We start from the raw sequence: 18,882 nt of genomic DNA, 5'->3' as shown, positions 1-18,882 counted from the left end.
AAAACGAACCTAAGCCGACAGCCGACGTGTGCGTTCCAGCACTTTGTCCACGGCGTTGTTGAAGCGCAGCCGGAAGTGCTGTTTGGGCTGGTTGCGGCGAAAAAACACGAGGCCCACAAAGAATAAGTCGATGGTGAGGCGCACTTCCGGGTGCTGCCGAATGGCGTGCCAGGCGCGTTCCATATCTCGCGACCAATGAATGTCATCTAGCACAAACACGCTCCGCTCGGTGCGGTGGGCGAGGCAAAGCTCGAAGTAGCGTAGCGTGGGTTCGTAGCGGTGGTTGCCGTCGAAGAAAGCAAAGTCGAGCGGGGCGGAAAGTGCGGCTAGGGCAGGAGCGAGGGTGTCGTCTAAGTTGCCTTCTACCAGTTCTACGTTTTGCAATCCTAGCTTCCTGAATGTTTCGTGGGCTACGGCTGCCGTAGCTGGACAGCCCTCAAAAGTCAGCACGCGGCCCCGCGAGTCGGCAGCAGCCAGATACGCCGTGGTGAGCCCAAGCGAGGTACCTAGCTCCAGAATAGTGCGCGGCCGAAAGTGGTTGACGAGCCGAAACAGAAGCTGCGCCAGTTTCGATGGTTTGGCAGCTGTGCGGGCAATGTCACTGATTTGCCGTTCTCGGCCAGCACCCGTGTGAGAACCGGCTCCGAAGTCGCGCACCTGAACAGTTTCCGAGTTGCGCAGTAGCTCTTGCCGCCGCTGCTCAATGGCGGCAAAAGCCGCGAAGGCGCCGTTGTGGTTGATAACGTGGGTGTACAACCCAAAAACGAACGGGGAATGCAGACCGTGTGCATTCCCCGAGCGGAGCAAAAATCGGATGTAACTAAACGCCTGGAAAAGCAAAGGTTTGATGATTGAATGGCTGAATTGTTAAATGGTTGGTCGTCCTCAGTATTCGTTGAACGACCAACCATTTAACAATTCAGCCATTCAACTATTCAATCAAAATCAATTCAACCGGTAGGGCACGACGAGCGTGAACTCGGGAATTTCCACGGCGAAGGTGCTGCCATCGGCTAGGCGCTCCATCTCGTAGGAGCCGCGCATCTTGCCTAGCCCCGACTTAAGGTTGCAGCCCGACACGTACTGGTGCGAGTCGCCGGGTTCCAGGACGGGCTGCTGGCCTACTACGCCTTCGCCTTCCACTTCGCGCACCACGCCGTTGGCATCATAGATATACCAGTGGCGCCGCAGCAGCTTCACGGTGTATTCGCCGTTGTTGCGAATATCAATCTTGTACGCAAATACGTAGTGCTCCTGTCCAGGACTGGAATAATCGGGCAGGTAGTTCGTCGTGACACTCACGGTGACGCCCTGCGTGGTGGTCGTGTTCATAGCTGCTTGCGGTGTAGGAGAGACTAACAGACGTGGGCAGAAATTGGTTTATTTACGCAGCCGGTACCCGTAAGGCCTGCCCAAACCGCAAAATAATTTTTCCGAAGGATGAATGTAAAGATAGAAGAGAGCTGGCGCAAGGTATTGCAGCCGGAATTTGAAAAATCGTATTTCCAGCACCTTATTGCCTTCGTGAAGGGCGAATATGCTACCGCCACGGTGTATCCGCCGGGTCCGCAGATCTTTCACGCCTTCGATGCCTGCCCGTTCGATCAGGTGAAGGTGGTGATTCTAGGGCAGGACCCGTACCACGGCAAGGGGCAGGCGCACGGGCTGAGCTTTTCAGTGGCCGAAGGCATCCGGACACCACCTTCGCTCCAGAATATTTTCAAGGAGCTGCAAGACGACATTCCCGGCACGCCACCCGCTCCCAACGGCAACCTCGACCGATGGGCGCAACAAGGCGTGTTGCTGCTCAATGCCACGCTCACGGTGCGCGCCAGTGAGCCCGCCAGCCACCAGAAAAAGGGTTGGGAGGAGTTTACGGACGTAGTTATCCAGAAAATATCGGAGCAGAAAGAGCACGTTGTATTCATCCTCTGGGGCGCCTACGCCCAGAAGAAAGCCGAGCTCATCGACGCCAGCAAGCACTTCATTATCAAATCGGCACACCCTTCGCCCTACGCCGCCGACCGAGGCTTCTTCGGCTCCCGCCCCTTCAGCAAAACCAACGCCTACCTCCAGGAGCAAGGTCTAGAACCAATCACTTGGTAGGTCACGGATTAAGCACGGATCACGGATTAGCACGGATTTTAGCGGATTTCACGGATTTTGTGGACGATTGAAAAACAGAAGGGCTTGCCATTTGGCAAACCCTTCTTTGTCGTGTTGTATTAGGCAAGGTGATGTCCGCGCCAGCTACAAAATCCGTGAAATCCGCTAAAATCCGTGCTAATCCGTGATCGTGTTAAAGAGGCGGCTCCAACGGATTTTGTGGAAGAAGTCGGCGTAGGGGTCCGTGGACATCCAGATCAGGACGGCTTTGCCTACGATATGGTCTTCGGGCACGAACCCCCAGTAGCGCGAGTCGAGCGAATCGTGGCGGTTGTCGCCCATCATGAAGTAGTAGTTCTGCTTGAACGTGTAGCTTTTGAGCGGCTGGCCGTTCTGCATGAGCACGCCGTTCACTATCGTCACGCCCTCATTGTGCTCGTAGCGCATAATGATTTTCTGGTAGATAGGCGTGTTTTGGGGCGTGAGTTGCACGGTTTGGCCTTCTTTGGGAAGCTGGAGCGGGCCGAAATTGTCCTTGTTCCAGTTGTTGATTGGCTGCGGCGTGCTATTCGGGTAGTCGGGGTTGTTCGGGAAAATATCGGGCTCTGCCTGGCCGGGTACGGCCTTGTCCTGCACCACCGCCTTCACGTAGGGCTGCTTGCGGAAGAAGTCGGCCGTAGCGGGCGTGGCGTCAATCATGAAGGTGGGTTCCTCGGTGCCGAAGAGCGGCTCCGGCTTGCCATCGGGACGGTTGAAATTGGTGACGCCCTGCTCTTGGAAAGCTTTGTATAAGTCGTCGTTGGGCTGGGGAACTTGCAGGAAATAGCGGTTCTGGCTCTGCGGCGGGTTCTTCATGGGTTTGCCATTCACGAACACCTGCGTATCCTTGATTTCGAGCACATCACCGGCTACGGCCACGCAGCGCTTGATGTAGTTGGTGCGCAGATCGGCGGGGTGCTGGCTTTCGAAGGGCACGTTGAACACCACCACATCACCACTTTTTACTTCCGAGAAGCCCGGCAGGCGGTAGCTTGGCAGTTGAATTAAATCGGAGTAGCTTTTCCACCCGAAAAACCAGAAAGTTTGGTGAGTGAGAGGAATTTGCAGCGGCGTTTGCGGCGTGCGGGGGCCGTAGTGCAACTTGCTCACAAACAGATAGTCGCCCACCAGCAGCGAATCCTCCATGGAAGGCGTCGGGATGGTGTAGGCCTCGAAGGTGGCCCAGCGGATCAGCGTGGCGGCCACCACGGCAAACAGGATAGCGTCGCCCCACTCCCGGAAGAAGCCTTTCTTCTTTTCGACGGGTTTATTGGAAGCGGAAGCCGCTTTCATGCGCTCTTCCCAGGATTGTTGTACGGCCATGATGACGAAGACGAAAAGGGTGGCATAAGCCGTAGCTCGCGCCGGAACGGTAAATATAACGACTGAATGGCGCCGCGAAGCCAACTATAATAAGGCCAGCCGGGCGCAAGCGGAAACGGATGTTACAAGCCCAGCAGATCCTTCATGCCAAACACGCCCTGGCGGCCCGGTAGCCATTCGGCGGCCAGTAGCGCACCCTCCACGAATCCATCACGGGTGTGAGCCTCGTGCTTCAGCTCCAGCGTATCGGCTTCCGACGTGTATGTAACGATGTGCGTGCCCACTACGCTGCCCGTCCGCTCGCTCAGCACGGCTAGCTCATTGGGTTGCTGAGCCGGCTCGTTGCGCCAGATGGTTTTGGAGGGAAAATGCCGCAAAATGGCTTCGGCGGCCGTGAGGGCGGTGCCGCTCGGCTGGTCCACTTTCTGCGTGTGGTGAATTTCGCGTACCTGCACGTCGTAGCCGCCAAACTGGTGCATTTTGGTGGCGATGTACTCGTTGAAGTGAAAAAACAGATTCACGCCCACACTGTAGTTGGAGGCATAGAACAGCGAGCCATCCGTTTCCTGGCACAAGGCCACGGCCTCCTGAAAATGGTGCAGCCAGCCCGTAGAGCCACATACTACGGGCAAGCCCTGGCGCAGGCAGGCCTGCACGTTGGCGAAAGCAGCATCAGGGTGAGTGAACTCAATGGCCGCATCTACGCCACTCGGTTCGAAGTCCGTAATGCTCGTTTCGGGGCGGGAAGGGTCGATGATGCCGACAATCTGGTGGCCTCGTGCCTTGGCGCGGGCTTCAATAGCCTGGCCCATTTTGCCGTAGCCAATCAGCAGAAGCTTCATGTTGCTGGGTTCTGGTTGCAGGGTTTAGTTGCTAGTCTCATGTTGTTGAATGGATAGGCGGTAACTGCGCAGCAGGCCAATGAACAGGACAGCTTACGGCTTCTATTGATTGATAAAACGATAAACACGAGCAGCTAAAGACTAACAACCTATTTCAAGGTGAGCGTAATGCCCAAGCCGGGCGTGGCCGCCGCGGTGGGCATACGGAGCATAGTGGGCTCCAACTGCAAGCTCAAGTCGTCGCTAATGTCGAATTCGCTCAGGTGGGCGTCCACTACGGCGTCTAGAATTTGTAGACTGTAGGCCAAGGCCACCCAGCCTATAAATGCGTCGCGCTGCCGGCGGTACACAATAACCCCTCGCTGCACGTAGTCGTTGGACCGTTTTCGAGTCCTCTCCGGTTCATTATCAGGGTCATCGTTATCAGGATTGCCGTCGGTGCGAGCATTGTAAACATCCGCAAACTCCCGGTAGAGCTTATAGTAGCGAATTTCACCATACACCGTGCCACCCACCGCGCCGTACACCAGTGGCAGTTTCCACCAGCTGCGGTTGTAAATCTGTCCCGTGCCTGGCAGCAGGGCCGCGAGCAAGCCAGCTTTCGAGGGCTTGGTCATCTTCAGGCCAAACAACCGCGCCGTGCGCCGCACCGAGTCGGGTACAACGGGCGTACTGACCTGCGCCGAATCGGCTCCTGTAGTAACAGCGGTAGGGGAGGGAGCGGTCTGAGCAAACCCGAGCCGAGCCAGTGGCCCCGCTAGCATCAGCAGTGCAGTGACTGCCAACGTTCTATACTTGGGGCTCAATTTCATGGCTGTAGGGTTAGGCTGGCTAAGCCGGTTGCAGAATGTGCAGAATGCGCTGCATGTCTTCTACTGAGTCGAAGGCTATTTTGATTTCCCCCCGGCCCTGCGGACCCGGCTTCACCATCACGCGGCTACCAAAACGCTCCGTGAGGTGCCGCTCGGTACGGCGTAGTTCCGCCACGGGCACTTGAACCACGCTTTCCTGCACGTGCTTGGCTTCGGGCGAATCGGGTTTGGAGGCCGGGCTCAGGCCGGCGCGTACCAACTGCTCCACGCGCCGCACCGACAGTTCCTCGGCCACGATGCGGTGGAAAAGGGCTAGCTGCTGGTCGGGGTTTTCGATGCTGATGAGGGCGCGGGCGTGGCCCATGCTGATGGCCGTATCGCGGAGGCCGATCTGGATGTCGGGCGGCAGCTTGAGCAGGCGCAGGTAGTTGGTGACGGTCGAGCGATTCTTGCCTACCCGGTCGCCTAGTTCTTCCTGCTTCAGATTGCACTCGCTCACGAGGCGCTGGTAGCTCAGCGCAATTTCAATGGCGTTGAGGTTTTCGCGCTGAATGTTCTCGATGAGGGCCATTTCCAGCATCTGCTGGTCGTCGGCCTTGCGGATGTACGCCGGAATGGTATCGAGGCCCGCCAGCTTGGAAGCCTGCAAACGCCGCTCCCCCGAAATGAGCTGGTAGGCGTTGGTGCCGGTTTGGCGCACTGTTACGGGCTGAATGATGCCCTGCACCTTAATGCTCTCGGCCAGCTCTTGCAGTGCCTCCTGGTCGAAGTGCGTGCGGGGCTGGTAGGGATTCGCCTCAATGTGGCCCACTGGAATCAGCCCGACGGAGTTCACTGGGTGGGGTACCAGGCCTACTCGGTCGCTCTTCTTCTCGTAGCTACCTTCAATCAGGGCGTTGAGTCCGCGGCCCAAACCACCGACTTTGCGCTTGGCCGCCACGGGCGGAATAGATTTTTCTTCTGGCTTCTCTGACATACCTACAATCTGCCCCCGACACTGGCGCCGGAAAGCGGGATTCAAAAATACACAAACGCCGGGGAAGCCCTGGAAATTTTGTTCCACGAAAGCAAAATAATCGTGGAACACTCCGGCAAGCCGTGGGAACAGGCCACGAACGAAAAACGGCCGGTGAATCTCACCGGCCGTCCAACATCAGCACATTAGCACATCAAAAAATCAGCACATCAAGCAGCCGTATCCTCTGCCGCTTCTGGGGCGCCGGCGGCTTCCACATTCTTCTCCACGATTTCGCGGGCCAGGTTGAGGTAGCTGATAGAGCCTTTGCTTTCGGCATCGTGCAGAATAACCGGAATGCCGAAGCTCGGCGACTCGCTCAGCTTCACGTTGCGCGGGATGATAGTATCAAAGACGAGCTGCTGGAAATGGAGCTTCACTTCTTCTACCACTTGGTTGCTCAGGCGCAAACGTACGTCGTACATCGTGAGCAGGATGCCCTCGATTTCCAGCTCCGTGTTCAGGCGGCTCTGGATGATTTTGATGGTGTTGAGCAGCTTGCCCAGGCCTTCGAGCGCGAAATACTCGCACTGCACCGGGATGATAACGGCGTGGGCGGCCGTTAGGGCATTCACCGTGATAAGACCCAGGGAAGGCGAGCAGTCGATGATGATGAAATCGTACTGATCGGCGAGGGGGCGCAGGGCCTCCTTCATTTTCTCCTCCCGGTTGGGTAGGTTGATCATCTCCACCTCGGCGCCCACCAAATCGATGTGGGAGGGCATGAGGTCGAGGTGGGGCAGGATGTTGGTTTGGAGGATGATGTCCTGGGCGTTGATGCCGTCCACCATGCACTCGTAGATGCTGTTCTGGATGTCTTTCGGGTCGAAGCCCACGCCGGAAGTGGCGTTGGCCTGCGGGTCGGCATCCACGAGCAGGGTCCGATATTCCAGCGCCGCCAGCGAGGCCGCGAGGTTAATCGAGGAGGTGGTTTTGCCCACGCCGCCCTTTTGGTTGGCTACCGCAATGATTTTGCCCATGAGGGGGTCAGGGTTAAATGGCTAAAGGACTGAATGGTTAAGGGATGATGTAAATGCGAGCTGGCAAACCAGCCATTTAACCATTACACGAATCAGCCATCAAATTACAAAGTAATGGTTTCACCAACGCTGAGCAGCACCAACTCTTTGCCCGCTTGCTTGGCCTGCGCCTGCGCCTCGGCGTGGTCGATGGTGATGGGCGGGAAGGTGTCGTAGTGCATCCCGATGATTTTGGACGCTCCGCTCCAGTCAGCGGCAATAAGGGCATCGTCGATGCTCATCGTGAAATGACCGCCGATGGGCAGAATGGCGAAGTCGAGCTGCTTGTAGCGCTCCGCAATGAGCTTCATGTCGTAGGTGAGGGCGGTGTCGCCGGCGAAGTAGAAGGTTTTGCCTTCCGCTTCCACCACGAAGCCCGCCGCCAGGCCGCCGTACGAGCCATCGGGCATGGAGCTGGAGTGCGCGGCGGCCACCATCCGGACCGTGCCGAAGGGCAGCTTGACGGTGCCGCCCAGGTTCATGGCGTAGGTTCCTTTCAGACCTTTCTGGCCGAACCAGCCTACCACTTCCACCATGCCCACAAGGTCGGCGCCGGTGCGTTGGCCGATTTCTTCCACGTCGGCTACATGGTCGCCGTGGCCGTGGCTGAGCAGGATGAAATCGGCGGGAATGCCTTCCACATCCACGTCCTTAGCCAGCGGATTCGGGCGGATGAAGGGGTCGAAGAGGATATGGCTGCCGCCGGTTTCAAGTAGAAAGCAAGCGTGGCCGTAGTAGGTGAGGCGCATAAGGAGGGGAAAGTGCCGGCCGAGGCACAGCGCAACGGCCGGACAGGGTACCTTTGTGGCAAATATACGTGATTCCGCCTTTCCCATGCTCCCAAATTCGCGTCTGGCCGCTGCTTCTGTTCTGTTCTTGCTCGGGGTGCTGGCCGGTTGCCAGAGCCCCGCGCCAGCTACCGATGCCCGCCGCGTATTCCGCTACAACCAGCCCGAAAGCCTGACTTCCCTGGACCCGGCCTTCGCCCGCAACCAGGCCAACACCTGGGCCGTGACCCAGCTCTATAACGGCCTCGTGGCCCTCGACGACAGCCTCAAGCCCGGCCCTTCAATAGCCCGGCGCTACGAAATCTCTTCCGATGGCAAGACCTACACGTTCTGGCTGCGGCCCGAGGTGCGGTTTCACGATGCCGACGTGTTTGCGGGCGGCAAAGGCCGGCGCGTGGTGGCGCAGGATTTCGTGTACAGCTTCCGGCGGCTGCTCGACGGCCCCACGGCCAGTCCCGGCGGTTGGATTTTCCGGGGCAAGGTGCTGGAAAACGCAAAGGGCGAGCCGGCCGATACCTGCTTTGTGGCCGTGAATGACTCTACGCTGCGTATTCATTTGAAGGAGCCGTTCATTCCGTTTCTGGGCATTCTGACGATGCCCTACGCCTACGTGGTGCCACGCGAGGCGGTGCAGAAGTACGGCAAGGACTTTCGGGAGCACCCGGTGGGCACGGGGCCGTTTTTGTTTAAGGAGTGGGACGAGGGCAACGCCATCATCTACCACCGCAACCCCACTTACTGGAAAAAGGATGCCCAGGGCCAGCCGTTGCCCTACCTCGACGCCGTGCAAATCAGCTTCATCCAAGACCGCAAAACCGAGTTCCTGACCTTCATGCAGGGCAAGCTGGATTTTCTGAGCGGCATTCGGTCGGGCTCCCGCGACCTTATCATGTACCCTGATGGCACGGTGCGGGAGGATTTTCGGGGTAAGTTTCAGCTGCAAAAGGTGCCCTACCTGAACACGGAGTACCTAGGCATGCAACAGGACCCCGCCAACCTTCGCGGCGACAATGCCGAAACCGGCCAAGCCCTGCGTGACAAGCGCGTGCGCCAAGCCCTGAATTATGCCCTGAACAAGCCGGAGTTTCTGGCCTACTTCCTCAACAACGTGGGCAAGCCCGGCCACTCCGGTTTCGTGCCGGCTTCGCTGCCCTCGTTCAGTCCGCAGCTGGTGCCCGGCTATACCTACCAGCCCGAGAAGGCCCGGCAATTGCTGCGCGCCGCTGGTTACGGCCCTGGCAAGCCCTTGCGCTTGCGCCTCAACACCGTGGCCGAAACCAAGGAATACTGCGAGTACTACCAGAAGAAATGGGCTGAGGTAGGCGTGCAGGTGGAAATCGACGTGAACCAGGGTGCCGCGCACGGGGAGCTGATTGACAACGGCCGCGCCGCCTTCTTCACCCGCAGCTGGCTCGGCGACTACCCCGACGCGGAAAACTACCTGGCCCTGTTCTACAGCAAGAACTTCGCCCCGGCCGGCCCCAACAAAACCCACTTCAAGAGCGCCGCCTACGACCGGCTCTACGAGCAGGCCAAGCTGGAGCAGGACATCGAAAAACGCTACGACCTGTACCGCCAGATGGACCGAATTGTGGTAGAGGAATGCCCCATTGTGGCGGTGTACTACGATGAAGTGGTGCGCCTCACCCAGAACAACGTGCGCGGCCTCACGCCTAATCCGATGAATCAGCTGGTGTTGGAGCGGGTGCGGAAAGAGTAAAACGCTGTCATTGCGAGGAGGCACGACGACGCAATCCTTCCTCTCGAAGTAGAAAACTTTACTTATAAGATAAGTGCTCCGTCGTTAGGATTAGCTTCTAACGACGGAGCACTTGTTGCTTCAGTAGGCTTGTCTCACAGAGAGGAAGGATTGCTTCGCTCCACTCGCAATGACACGAGTACTTTACTTGTCGGCGGTTACGCCTAAGCCGTCGGTGATTTGCTTCTCGATATAACCGAAGAGGCCTGTCAGCTGCGCGGGGGCGCCCGATTCTACGGTTACAAATTTGGCGGGGCCGTTGGCTTGCCGAATGGAGAGAATGGTGCTCGGCAGATCAGTGGCACCGTCGGTGTAATTCTCTTTCATCTCGCTAAAGCCTATCTCGCGGGCCTGGGCCAGGATGGTGTTGACGGTAGAAGCGGAAATCTTGAACTCGCGCTTGCCTTCTACCGGGGCAAACTTGAAGCCTTCGTAGCTGACACGGCCATCGGGGTAAATCGTGGCGGTGTAGTGGGGGCAAGTGCCAAAGCAGGGTGTTTTGCTGAAGACGATGCTCGGCTCGTTCTGGGCTTGGCTGGCCGCCGCTTTAGTTGCTGAGGTCCCGTCTTTGGGGGCCTGAGTTGTGGCAGTAGCAGATGCATTGGTACCAGCGGGTTGCTTGTTGACAGTGCAGGCGGGCAGCGTATCAAGGCCGACGAGGAGCAGCAACGCAGGAAGAAAGTAGCGCATGAGGAAGGGAGAGAAAAGGTGTAGCGGGCCAATTTCCAAAAAGCAGACCAGTTCGGCAATTTCTACATAATCAGCAACAAGAAGGCCTCCCGCACGTCGCGGAAGGCCTTCTTGTTGTACAGGAAGCGGCCCGACTATGAGCGGCGGGTGGGCTTCTTGGGCTTATCAGTCTTGGGCTCCACCGATGCCGAAGTGCCAGCATCGCGGCTGCCGCCGCCTTGCGCGTCGCGCTCCTGGGCCGCGCGCATGGCGTCCTGGAGGCGGGCGCCGAACCCGGAGGGCTTCTTGTCCTTGTTTTTTACCTTGTTGGCTTCGAGCTGGGCCCGAATCTTGGTGTCGTCCACGAAGCGGCGAGTAAGGGCTTGCTGGCCAAGCGTCACGACGTTCGATACGAGGTAGTACCAGGTGAGGCCGGCGGCGAAGCTGTTGAGCACGAACATGAACACCACGGGCATCAGGTAGCTGTAGAACTTCATCGGGCCCTGCATGGCGGCGGGGTTCATCTGGTTGCTCTGCCAGGTCATGACCAGCGTCGAAATCGTCATGAGCACCGTGAACAGGCTGATGTGGCTGCCCAGGAACGGCACCTCGAAGGGCAGCCGGATAAGGTCGTCGTAGGTGCTCAGGTCCTTGGCCCACAAGAAGCTTTCCTGCCGCAGCTCAATGGCGTTGGGGAAGAACTGGAACATGGCAAACAGAATCGGGATGGTGAGCAGCGTGGGCACGCAGCCACTCAAGGGGCTCACCCCGAAGCTCTGGTACAGCTTCATGGTTTCCTGCTGCACCTTCATTTGGTCGTCGCCGGCCTTCTCCTTGATGGCGTCGATTTCCGGCTTCAGCACCTTCATTTTGGCCTGCGAGACGTAGGTTTTGTAGGTGAGCGGCCAGGTCACGAGCTTGATGAGCACCACCAGCAGCGCGATAATGATGCCGTAGGAGCTGATGAATTGCTCCAGCGTGTGGAACACGGGCAGAATCACAAACTGGTTCACCCAGCGGAACAGGCCCCAACCCAGGTACACGTTCCGGTCGAAGCCCGGCGCCACGTCTTGCAGAATGGGCAGTGAGTTCGGACCAAAGTAGTAGCGGAAGCCAGCTTTGCCCTGCTGCGCATCGGCGGCCGGAATGCTGAGCGTGGAACTCAGGGTTTTGATGAAGGTGGTGTCGTTGAGGTCGACGGTGGCCGCGAACTTGCCGTTCGGGAATTTGTCGTTGGCAATGATGCCGGCCACGAAGAAGTCGTGCTTGTGGGCGGCCCACTTCAGCGGCTCCGTAATCGTCACTTCCTCGGGCTTCTCGGAAGCCTCGGCGAGGGCGCCGTGGTCGTCGTTGGCGAGGTAGTGGTTGATGGTGGTGTGGTTGCGGTTTTGCTTCAGGTCCTGCTCGGTCTGCCGCACCCGGTCCACGAACGTGAACGTGAGCGGCTCCTGCGATAGGGCCTGCTGCAAGCCCGTGAAGCGCAAATCGTACTTCAACTCGTAGGAGTTGTCGAGCAGCGTATACACTTCCTCGATCTGGCCGCCGGCCACGCTGGCCGTGAAGCTCAGGCGCCGGCCTTTCTTGTCGCCTTCGGCGAAAGGCTGCACGGCGCTAGGCTGGAAGTAAAGGTCCGACAGCCGCACGTTCTGGCCCGCGATGGTGCGGAAACGGGTATCGAGCTGGGCGCTCTGGGCGTCAATCAGGTCGAGCGGCTTGCCGAAAAAGGTCTTGTATTTGTTGAGGCGCACAGCTTCCACGCGGCCCCCTTTCGACGAGAGCGTAACGGTGAGGTTGTCGTTCTGGAGCTGCACCTGCTGGGCCGTGCCCTGGGTAGCAGCGGCAAAAGCGCCAAAGGAACGCGCCGCCGCGGCCGAATCGAGGGCGGCGGCGGCGGCCGGAGCTGCGGCCGCGCCGGGTTTGGCGCTGGCGGCCGTCGTGGGCTTGTCGGCTGGCGTTTCTTTGGGCGGCTCGGGCTTGAAGAAATACAGGTAGACAAGGAGCAAGGCTGCTATCAAAAACAGGCCGGTTGCTGAATTTCTGTCCATTCAGGTAAAAATGAGGGCAAAGAAGGAATGCGTAAGCAGCGCCATCCGCAAAAATCCGGCAACGCTGCGGCAAAGGTCGGACTTGTCAGGGGAATTTGGGGTGATTAGGTGATTGAGTGAGTAGGTGAGTAGGAGGAAAGCGGGTTTGAAACGCGACAAAGGACCTTTTGCCGTCGAAACGAATCGTGCTGACGATGCGCAGTCGACTGCCAAAAGGTCCTTTTCAAGCGAGTGAAATTGGTCGAAGATGGCATAAATGCAATGCCGGGCAGTCGTTCAACCCCACCCCCGTCCCCTCCCCTCCGGGAGAGGGGTGCGTTCTAGTAAACAACGACATCGTTATAGACGTCTGGCACCCCTCTCCCGAAGGGGAGGGGACGGGGGAGGGGTCCCCATCACCCTTTCCGGTGCTGGATGGCGGCTTTCACGAAGCGCACGAACAGGGGGTGGGGGTTTTGGACGGTGCTTTTCAGCTCGGGGTGGAACTGCCCGGCCACGAACCACGGATGATTCGGAATCTCCACTACTTCTACCAGGCCGGTGGCGGGGTTGAGGCCGGAGGGAACCATGCCGGCTTCTTCGTACTGCTTGAGGTAGTCGTTGTTGAACTCGTAGCGGTGGCGGTGCCGCTCGCTGATGTGGTTGCGGCCGTAGGCTTTGGCGGCTTTCGAACCACGGCGCAGCTCACAGTCGTAGGCGCCCAGGCGCATGGTGCCGCCTTTCTGGGTGATGCTCTTCTGCTCCTCCATCATGGCAATGACGGGCGCTGGCGTTTGCGGATTCATCTCCGTGGAATTGGCTTCGGCCATGCCGAGCACGTTGCGGCCGTATTCCACCACGGCCACCTGCATGCCCAGGCAAATGCCGAAGAACGGAATGCCGTTTTCGCGCACGTGCTTCACGGCGTGAATCTTGCCCTCAAAACCCCGCTCGCCGAAACCGGGCGCTACCAGCACGCCATCGACGCCCTCCAGCACCTGGGCCACGTTGTCGGCCGTGATGTGGTCGGCCTGGATGCTGCGCACCGTCACTTTGCACTCGTTCTGGGCGCCGGCGTGCACGAAGGCTTCGTTGATGGATTTGTAGGCGTCAGGCAGCTCCACGTACTTGCCCACCAGCGCGATGGTCACTTCCTCGGTGGGGTTTTTGAGGCGGCCCAGGAAGTCCTTCCACGTTTCGAGGTCGGGGTGCAGGGCGCCGCCGGTCAGTTTGAGTTTCTTGATGACGCGCTCATCCAAATGCTCCTTGAGCATGAGCAGCGGTACCGAGTAGATGCTGTCGGCATCGAGGCTCTCGATAACGGAGTTGATTTTGACGTTGCAGAAGAGCGCGATTTTCTTGCGCATCTCCAGCGGAATGAGGTATTCGGAGCGGCACACCAGGATGTCAGGCTGGAGGCCGGCGCTGCGCAGGTCGCGCACCGAGTGCTGGGTGGGCTTGGTTTTCAGCTCGCCGGCCGCTTTCAGGTAGGGCAGCAGCGTGAGGTGAATGACGAGCGAATCGTTGGGCGGCAGCTCCCAGCGCAGCTGGCGCACGGCCTCTACGAAGGGCAAACTCTCAATGTCGCCGATGGAGCCCCCGATTTCGGTAATCACCACGTCGAAACGGCCGTCTTCGCCCAGCAGCAGCATGCGCCGCTTGATTTCGTCGGTGATGTGGGGCACCACTTGCACGGTTTTGCCGAGGTAGGCGCCCTCGCGCTCCTTGCTGATGACATGGTTGTAGATGCGGCCCGTCGTCACGTTGTTGGCCTGCGAGGTGGGCACGTTCAGGAACCGCTCGTAGTGGCCCAGGTCGAGGTCGGTTTCGGCCCCGTCATCGGTCACGTAGCACTCCCCGTGTTCGTAGGGGTTGAGCGTGCCGGGGTCGATGTTGATGTAGGGGTCGAACTTCTGGATGGTGACGCGGAAGCCGCGGGCTTGCAGCAGCTTGGCCAGGGAGGCCGAGATGATGCCTTTGCCCAGCGAGGAGGTCACTCCACCCGTGACGAAAATGTACTTGGCCGTTGCAGCCGGGGGGGTAGGGGTTCGGTCTGGCATAACGGGAAACAAAGTTAGCCGATATATCCGGGGCGGCGGCGTTGCAGTTTGTTTATTTCGGTGTAAGGAGGAGGTTAGGAGGGTAAGGAGGGTAAGGATGTTCTGAGGCTTCGACCTATAGAGAGTTTGGATCTTGCTGAAAAAAATGGTGGTACACTAGCTTTTGTGAACAGCCAGTGAATAAGGGCCTCATGACTACGCAACTCACTCTACGGGGTAAGGACCATCGGTGAAAGTATGCGAATGGTAGCCCTTGGCGCCTACCGCTCGCGCCAGCGGACTACGAGTGTCCGCGCCGGCTTGCAGCCGGTCGAGTACATAACCAAAGTCGTACCGAGGCTGCCAGCCTAGTTCTTGTCTGGCCCGCTGGTTGACATAAACTCGTTCAATGCCCGGAAACATCTCCCATCCGTGCTGCAGGTAAATTGGCTCATAGTCAGGAAACAGGTGCTTTACCACTTGAGGAGCTTTGCTAGGCAAATCCACCAGATGTTCTTGCGTGAAGGGCGTGGTGGCACTAATAATATACCGGGCAAAGCCGATAGAAGGAGCCTTTTCCAAGGCTAACAAGTGGGCAGTAACGACGTCCTCTACATCCACTCTTCGATACAGCAGCTCATTTATCTTCATATTCTCATCCGAGTAGGCCTGCCTGGTTTCTCTATTATCATCGTCTTCAGGAAAGAAGCGAGAGGTCCGCAGGACTAGACACGGCAGCTGGTGCTTGCGGTAAAACAACTGGCACAGATCTTCCGCAGCCGTCTTCGTGACCCCATAGATGTTTTTTGGGATAGAGGGCACTTCTTCGGTGATCCAGGCGGCCGGCGCACCAGGAGGCGGGGTGAGGGCCGCCCCGAAGGCACTGGTAGTGCTGGTGAAAACAAACGAACTAGCCCCGGCCCGGAGAGCTTCCTCCAGCAGAGTAAGCGTGCCCGCAATATTGGTATCGACAAATTGCTGGTACGCGTGGGTCACTATGTGGGGTTTGTGCAGAGTAGCTGTGTGGAGTATGGCATCTACACCTTGCATACACTGCCTGACAAAAGCCCGGTCGGTGATAGACCCCACTTGCGTAGTGAAAGCGGAAGAGATGATATCTATCCCCAAAACTTGATGACTGCTTGCTTGAAGGGTACGCATCAAGGCTTCCCCCAGATGACCACTACTGCCAGTAACTAAAATCTTCATAGTTGTCGTTTTACTTCTTTCTGAGCAAATGTAAGCTAGTCGTGGCAGGAGCAAGACTGCTCTAAACTCGCACTGGGTGGGGTGAAATGCACTGAATGGAAATTTCTTCGATAGACATGCTCTTGCCGGGAAAGTTGGCAAGTAGAGTGCTGGAATAGGTGTAGGGTTGTAGTGTTTTTATTGTTGCAAACCCTACACTCATATGTAGGGTTAGAGTATTAATTATTAATTGAACCCTACATACATGACAAATCCCGCTCTGTATTCCGATTCTATGGTAGGTACTGTGCGCGCGTATTTCGGGCTTACACAACAAGAGTTGGCAGCCTGGCTGGGCGTGAGTGAAATCAAGGTGAGCCACTTCGAAGCCGGCCGGCGGATTCTGAATGAGGCCGCCGCCGAAGCCCTGGCTCCGCTGATCCAACACCTGCCGCCGCCACCTCCGGCCCCCAGCACTCTGCGTCTAGCGTCGGCCTCCGCCCCGCCCGCGCCGGCCCTTTCCTCACCTGAGGTAGGACCCCTCGAAGCCCGCCTCGACTACTGCCAGCACCACGCTCGCCGTGCGCGCCGCGCCCTCCGTCCGCTCGAAGCCCAGGCGACGCAGGCCGCCCGCTGGGCCGCTGCCCTGCCCGCGTTGCGCGCCGCCCTGCCGCCCGACCCCGGCCCCACGGCCCAACCCGATCCGGCCACCGAGTGGCCGGCCTGGCTGGTCTGGCACCGCCACCGCTGGCTCGACCAGCGCCCCACAGCCCTGCCGCCCGACCTGAGCGCCCAGTACCACCTGCTGCGCCTGCGCGCCGAAGCGCTGGAAGCCGAAGCCGCCGCCCTGGCCGCGCTGCTGCCGCCTGCGGTTGGTAGTTAGTAGATTTTATTTCATAAATAATAGGATATAAGCTTGCATACACGGCTGTGCTTGCTACATTTGAAGCTCAACATTTTTTCACCAATTATTTCATTTGTTAGCATGGCTTACGATGTGAACACCCTCAAAGACCGGGCGCAGTGCCTGGAAGCCAAAGCCAGCCTGGAGGCTGAAATCGACGGCTACCTGAACCGCGACCAGAACCTGGACTTCCAGGACCGCCGCGAAGACCGCGCCGACGCCTCGGCCGCTACCCGCCTGGCTACCGCCACCAGCCGCGTAAACTACCTCACGGGGCAGCTAGCCCGCCCCGACCTTTCGGCCAAGGACCGCCGCAGCTACCAAGGCCAACTGCTAACGGCCAACTACCAAAAGGCCCGCCTGGAAAACCGCGCGACCGATGAGGGTGGTGTCGCCGCCTTCCTGGCCGACGTGGACGCCGACCAGGTAGACGTGCAAGTGGCCCTGCTCAACGGTGCCATTGCCGCCGTGCAAGCCCACCACGACGCGCTACGCGCCTAAGACCGTTCGGGGGCTAGCCCCCGGCAACGCGCAGTAGCACAAAAGCCTCCAGCCGTCACGGTTGGGGGCTTTTTTATGGTATATGCAGTGGTGGGTAGTAGAGCGGTGTGAGGAAATACTCATTTTAGGGTCTTACCTCCTTGTTTACTTACGCTCGTTCTCGCGGCTGTTGGAGTAGGGAAGAGGAAGAAAAACTACCTATAACGGCTCCATTCGTTTGCGAATTAGTAGAATTACTTTAAGTTCGAAGTGAATAATTCTTTTATTCTTTAACACGGTTTGTCCGTTACAGCCTATGGTGTGAACACCCTCTAAGACCGGGCGCAGTACCTAGAAGCCAAAGCTAGTTTGGAAGCCGAAAACCGACAGCTGCTAGAGCCTGGATTCTCAGAACCGCCGTGAAGACCGCGCCAATGCCTCGGCTACCACGCGCTTGGCTACCACCAAAATCTGGCGTGACAAAAGCAGCCAGCACCAAATGGCACACCGCAATACTGGAATGAAACGTGGCCCCAGCCCACCTGCGCCGGCGCAACCCGATGTACGCGGAAGGTAAGCTCAAACCTCGCCGCTATGACGCCAGCATGGACTTCGGAGTTCTCTCCTGATAAGAAAACAAATCGTACTCTAACCCACAAACACTAAAAGCATGAAAACATCATTGTCTACGCTGCCCAAACACTTATTTTTTACCACTCTTCTATGTTTGGTAATCAATCCATTTACTTGGGCTCAACAGAAATTTATATTAGTAACTACCTCGGATACTTTCTCTACGAAAGGGCAAGCTTTAAAAGCATATATAGATCAACAAGGCTTTGCTGAAACAGATAAAGCATCTGAAACGAGTGGGCTTTCCAAAAAAAAGCACACGTGCACGCTCGTGGAGCCGCCCCAAAAGTCATTCGATGCATTATTTTATTCAGTTGAGGTTAAAGAAACTGCAACATTCGAAGATGGTACCGTGGACGTCAGCACGATAGTAGCGCCAGACATAATTAAAATTATTGGTAAGCCAGGTAAGCAAAAAATAGTAACGCATACAACTTCTGAATCAGCTCCTTCCAGACCAGTTGTACATGAAGTTTCTGATAAATCCCCTGCTGAAACAGGTACCAGGAGCTTTCGCTCGGTGAAGCATAAAAGCGGGCTAATTACAATAATTGAAACCGGAACGAATGAGCGAGTAGTAGAAGTAAAAGCTGATTTATCCGTGAACTACCTAAATAAAGGTACAGAACCAACGGAAGCAGGAAGGCAATTCATTAAAACTTTAGGAAGTAAGACTGATGATGCAGGGCATATTATAGCAAACAGATTAGGCGGGTCAGGTAGTGCAAACACGGATAATTTATTTCCTCAATTACCTAATATTAATCGAGGGAAATTTGCACAATGGGAAAAGCAGATTGCTACATGGGTTGAGGATAAAACGAATAAGGTTTCAGTGAATATTAAGTTCACTTATGATCAAAAAAGCTCCAAACCTACTGGTATTACTTACAACGTTAATAAGAACGGAAAAACATATACGGAATTCTTTCCTAATTGAAAGTTTAAATATGCGTTTACTGGTCACATACCGCCAATATCTGATACTTTGGTTAGACTATTCTCTTTAATCATGCTTTGGGTGTAGTGGAGAAGAAATAATCCGACCGATACAGTCAACATAGTAAGGACATTGAGTCTTTCTAGAGCTTTGCCAAACCAGGCGTGGCGAGCAATGCAAGAGATTTGACAACCCTCAACATCCTTACAGAAAAAGCCTCTCTACCCCAGAGGCTTTTTCTATGCGAGTGGAGTAGCTTGGAATGACCAAGGGGCAGGGAAAAATCTTTGGTGCCATGCCAG

General features: G+C 57.1%; 17 protein-coding genes. 5 read left to right on the top strand and 12 right to left on the bottom strand.

Annotated features, from left to right (window positions below; genetic code table 11):
• Window positions 1-9: 9 nt before the first annotated feature.
• Together ACYSMN_RS08560 and apaG are read right to left on the bottom strand one after the other, a co-directional pair.
• Window positions 10-756 (bottom strand): O-methyltransferase, encoded by a 747-nt coding sequence (locus ACYSMN_RS08560; RefSeq protein WP_488923448.1) that lies wholly within the window; start codon window positions 754-756, stop codon window positions 10-12.
• Window positions 757-945: 189 nt separating this feature from the next.
• Window positions 946-1,332 carry a Co2+/Mg2+ efflux protein ApaG gene (gene apaG, locus ACYSMN_RS08555; protein ID WP_488923447.1) on the bottom strand — a complete coding sequence of 129 codons (387 nt, stop codon included), beginning with the start codon at window positions 1,330-1,332 and terminating at the stop codon, window positions 946-948.
• A 108-nt stretch (window positions 1,333-1,440) separates the two neighbouring features.
• Here apaG and ACYSMN_RS08550 point away from each other — a divergent pair, with 108 nt between their 5' ends.
• The gene (locus ACYSMN_RS08550; protein WP_488923446.1) at window positions 1,441-2,106 is read left to right on the top strand and encodes a uracil-DNA glycosylase; all 666 of its coding nucleotides are present in this window, start codon (window positions 1,441-1,443) and stop codon (window positions 2,104-2,106) included.
• 177 nt (window positions 2,107-2,283) lie between these two features.
• On the opposite strand, the gene lepB is transcribed toward ACYSMN_RS08550, so the two are convergent.
• The 6 genes from lepB to ACYSMN_RS08520 form a co-directional block, all read right to left on the bottom strand.
• Window positions 2,284-3,468 carry a signal peptidase I gene (gene lepB / locus ACYSMN_RS08545; RefSeq protein ID WP_488923445.1) on the bottom strand — a complete coding sequence of 395 codons (1,185 nt, stop codon included), beginning with the start codon at window positions 3,466-3,468 and terminating at the stop codon, window positions 2,284-2,286.
• A 122-nt stretch (window positions 3,469-3,590) separates the two neighbouring features.
• Window positions 3,591-4,310 (bottom strand): 4-hydroxy-tetrahydrodipicolinate reductase, encoded by a 720-nt coding sequence (gene dapB, locus ACYSMN_RS08540; RefSeq protein WP_488923444.1) that lies wholly within the window; start codon window positions 4,308-4,310, stop codon window positions 3,591-3,593.
• A 149-nt stretch (window positions 4,311-4,459) separates the two neighbouring features.
• Window positions 4,460-5,095, bottom strand: coding sequence for a DUF5683 domain-containing protein (locus tag ACYSMN_RS08535; protein WP_488923443.1), 636 nt, complete (start codon window positions 5,093-5,095; stop codon window positions 4,460-4,462).
• 46 nt (window positions 5,096-5,141) lie between these two features.
• The gene (locus tag ACYSMN_RS08530; RefSeq protein WP_488923442.1) at window positions 5,142-6,098 is read right to left on the bottom strand and encodes a ParB/RepB/Spo0J family partition protein; all 957 of its coding nucleotides are present in this window, start codon (window positions 6,096-6,098) and stop codon (window positions 5,142-5,144) included.
• A 209-nt stretch (window positions 6,099-6,307) separates the two neighbouring features.
• A complete protein-coding gene (locus tag ACYSMN_RS08525) occupies window positions 6,308-7,117 on the bottom strand; it encodes a ParA family protein (protein WP_488923441.1) in 810 nt (269 codons plus the stop codon).
• 104 nt (window positions 7,118-7,221) lie between these two features.
• Window positions 7,222-7,905, bottom strand: a complete 684-nt coding sequence (locus ACYSMN_RS08520; RefSeq protein WP_488923440.1) for a metal-dependent hydrolase — start codon at window positions 7,903-7,905, stop codon at window positions 7,222-7,224.
• Between the two features lie 85 nt (window positions 7,906-7,990).
• Here ACYSMN_RS08520 and ACYSMN_RS08515 point away from each other — a divergent pair, with 85 nt between their 5' ends.
• Complete coding sequence (locus ACYSMN_RS08515) at window positions 7,991-9,664, top strand: ABC transporter substrate-binding protein (protein WP_488923439.1); 1,674 nt, start codon at window positions 7,991-7,993, stop codon at window positions 9,662-9,664.
• 183 nt (window positions 9,665-9,847) lie between these two features.
• On the opposite strand, the gene ACYSMN_RS08510 is transcribed toward ACYSMN_RS08515, so the two are convergent.
• The 4 genes from ACYSMN_RS08510 to ACYSMN_RS08495 form a co-directional block, all read right to left on the bottom strand.
• Window positions 9,848-10,393 (bottom strand): DUF6438 domain-containing protein, encoded by a 546-nt coding sequence (locus ACYSMN_RS08510; RefSeq protein WP_488923438.1) that lies wholly within the window; start codon window positions 10,391-10,393, stop codon window positions 9,848-9,850.
• A gap of 134 nt (window positions 10,394-10,527) precedes the next feature.
• On the bottom strand, window positions 10,528-12,417 hold the full coding sequence (gene yidC / locus ACYSMN_RS08505; RefSeq protein WP_488923437.1) for a membrane protein insertase YidC: 1,890 nt from the start codon (window positions 12,415-12,417) through the stop codon (window positions 10,528-10,530).
• A 395-nt stretch (window positions 12,418-12,812) separates the two neighbouring features.
• Complete coding sequence (gene pyrG, locus ACYSMN_RS08500; RefSeq protein WP_488923436.1) at window positions 12,813-14,456, bottom strand: CTP synthase; 1,644 nt, start codon at window positions 14,454-14,456, stop codon at window positions 12,813-12,815.
• 204 nt (window positions 14,457-14,660) lie between these two features.
• A complete protein-coding gene (locus tag ACYSMN_RS08495; RefSeq protein WP_488923435.1) occupies window positions 14,661-15,644 on the bottom strand; it encodes an NAD-dependent epimerase/dehydratase family protein in 984 nt (327 codons plus the stop codon).
• A 244-nt stretch (window positions 15,645-15,888) separates the two neighbouring features.
• Here ACYSMN_RS08495 and ACYSMN_RS08490 point away from each other — a divergent pair, with 244 nt between their 5' ends.
• From ACYSMN_RS08490 to ACYSMN_RS08480, 3 genes are all read left to right on the top strand, one after another.
• Window positions 15,889-16,506: a helix-turn-helix domain-containing protein gene (locus ACYSMN_RS08490; RefSeq protein WP_488923434.1), complete on the top strand. Its 618-nt coding sequence runs from the start codon at window positions 15,889-15,891 to the stop codon at window positions 16,504-16,506.
• A gap of 102 nt (window positions 16,507-16,608) precedes the next feature.
• The gene (locus ACYSMN_RS08485) at window positions 16,609-17,028 is read left to right on the top strand and encodes a hypothetical protein (protein ID WP_488923433.1); all 420 of its coding nucleotides are present in this window, start codon (window positions 16,609-16,611) and stop codon (window positions 17,026-17,028) included.
• Between the two features lie 649 nt (window positions 17,029-17,677).
• A complete protein-coding gene (locus ACYSMN_RS08480) occupies window positions 17,678-18,580 on the top strand; it encodes a DNA/RNA non-specific endonuclease (protein ID WP_488923432.1) in 903 nt (300 codons plus the stop codon).
• The last annotated feature ends 302 nt before the right edge of the window (window positions 18,581-18,882 follow it).

It is taken from the genome of Hymenobacter sp. M1-2 (assembly GCF_057808495.1).
Note: the sequence above shows the minus strand (reverse complement) of the source record. Positions and strands in the feature narration are given on the sequence as shown.

Coding starts and splice junctions, on each gene's coding strand:
- apaG (WP_488923447.1), bottom strand. CDS start 1,332: ATGAACACGACCACCACGCAGGGCGTCACCGTGAGTGTCACGACGAAC.
- ACYSMN_RS08550 (WP_488923446.1), top strand. CDS start 1,441: ATGAATGTAAAGATAGAAGAGAGCTGGCGCAAGGTATTGCAGCCGGAA.
- lepB (WP_488923445.1), bottom strand. CDS start 3,468: ATGGCCGTACAACAATCCTGGGAAGAGCGCATGAAAGCGGCTTCCGCT.
- dapB (WP_488923444.1), bottom strand. CDS start 4,310: ATGAAGCTTCTGCTGATTGGCTACGGCAAAATGGGCCAGGCTATTGAA.
- ACYSMN_RS08530 (WP_488923442.1), bottom strand. CDS start 6,098: ATGTCAGAGAAGCCAGAAGAAAAATCTATTCCGCCCGTGGCGGCCAAG.
- ACYSMN_RS08525 (WP_488923441.1), bottom strand. CDS start 7,117: ATGGGCAAAATCATTGCGGTAGCCAACCAAAAGGGCGGCGTGGGCAAA.
- ACYSMN_RS08520 (WP_488923440.1), bottom strand. CDS start 7,905: ATGCGCCTCACCTACTACGGCCACGCTTGCTTTCTACTTGAAACCGGC.
- ACYSMN_RS08515 (WP_488923439.1), top strand. CDS start 7,991: ATGCTCCCAAATTCGCGTCTGGCCGCTGCTTCTGTTCTGTTCTTGCTC.
- ACYSMN_RS08510 (WP_488923438.1), bottom strand. CDS start 10,393: ATGCGCTACTTTCTTCCTGCGTTGCTGCTCCTCGTCGGCCTTGATACG.
- yidC (WP_488923437.1), bottom strand. CDS start 12,417: ATGGACAGAAATTCAGCAACCGGCCTGTTTTTGATAGCAGCCTTGCTC.
- pyrG (WP_488923436.1), bottom strand. CDS start 14,456: ATGCCAGACCGAACCCCTACCCCCCCGGCTGCAACGGCCAAGTACATT.
- ACYSMN_RS08495 (WP_488923435.1), bottom strand. CDS start 15,644: ATGAAGATTTTAGTTACTGGCAGTAGTGGTCATCTGGGGGAAGCCTTG.
- ACYSMN_RS08490 (WP_488923434.1), top strand. CDS start 15,889: ATGACAAATCCCGCTCTGTATTCCGATTCTATGGTAGGTACTGTGCGC.
- ACYSMN_RS08485 (WP_488923433.1), top strand. CDS start 16,609: ATGGCTTACGATGTGAACACCCTCAAAGACCGGGCGCAGTGCCTGGAA.
- ACYSMN_RS08480 (WP_488923432.1), top strand. CDS start 17,678: ATGAAAACATCATTGTCTACGCTGCCCAAACACTTATTTTTTACCACT.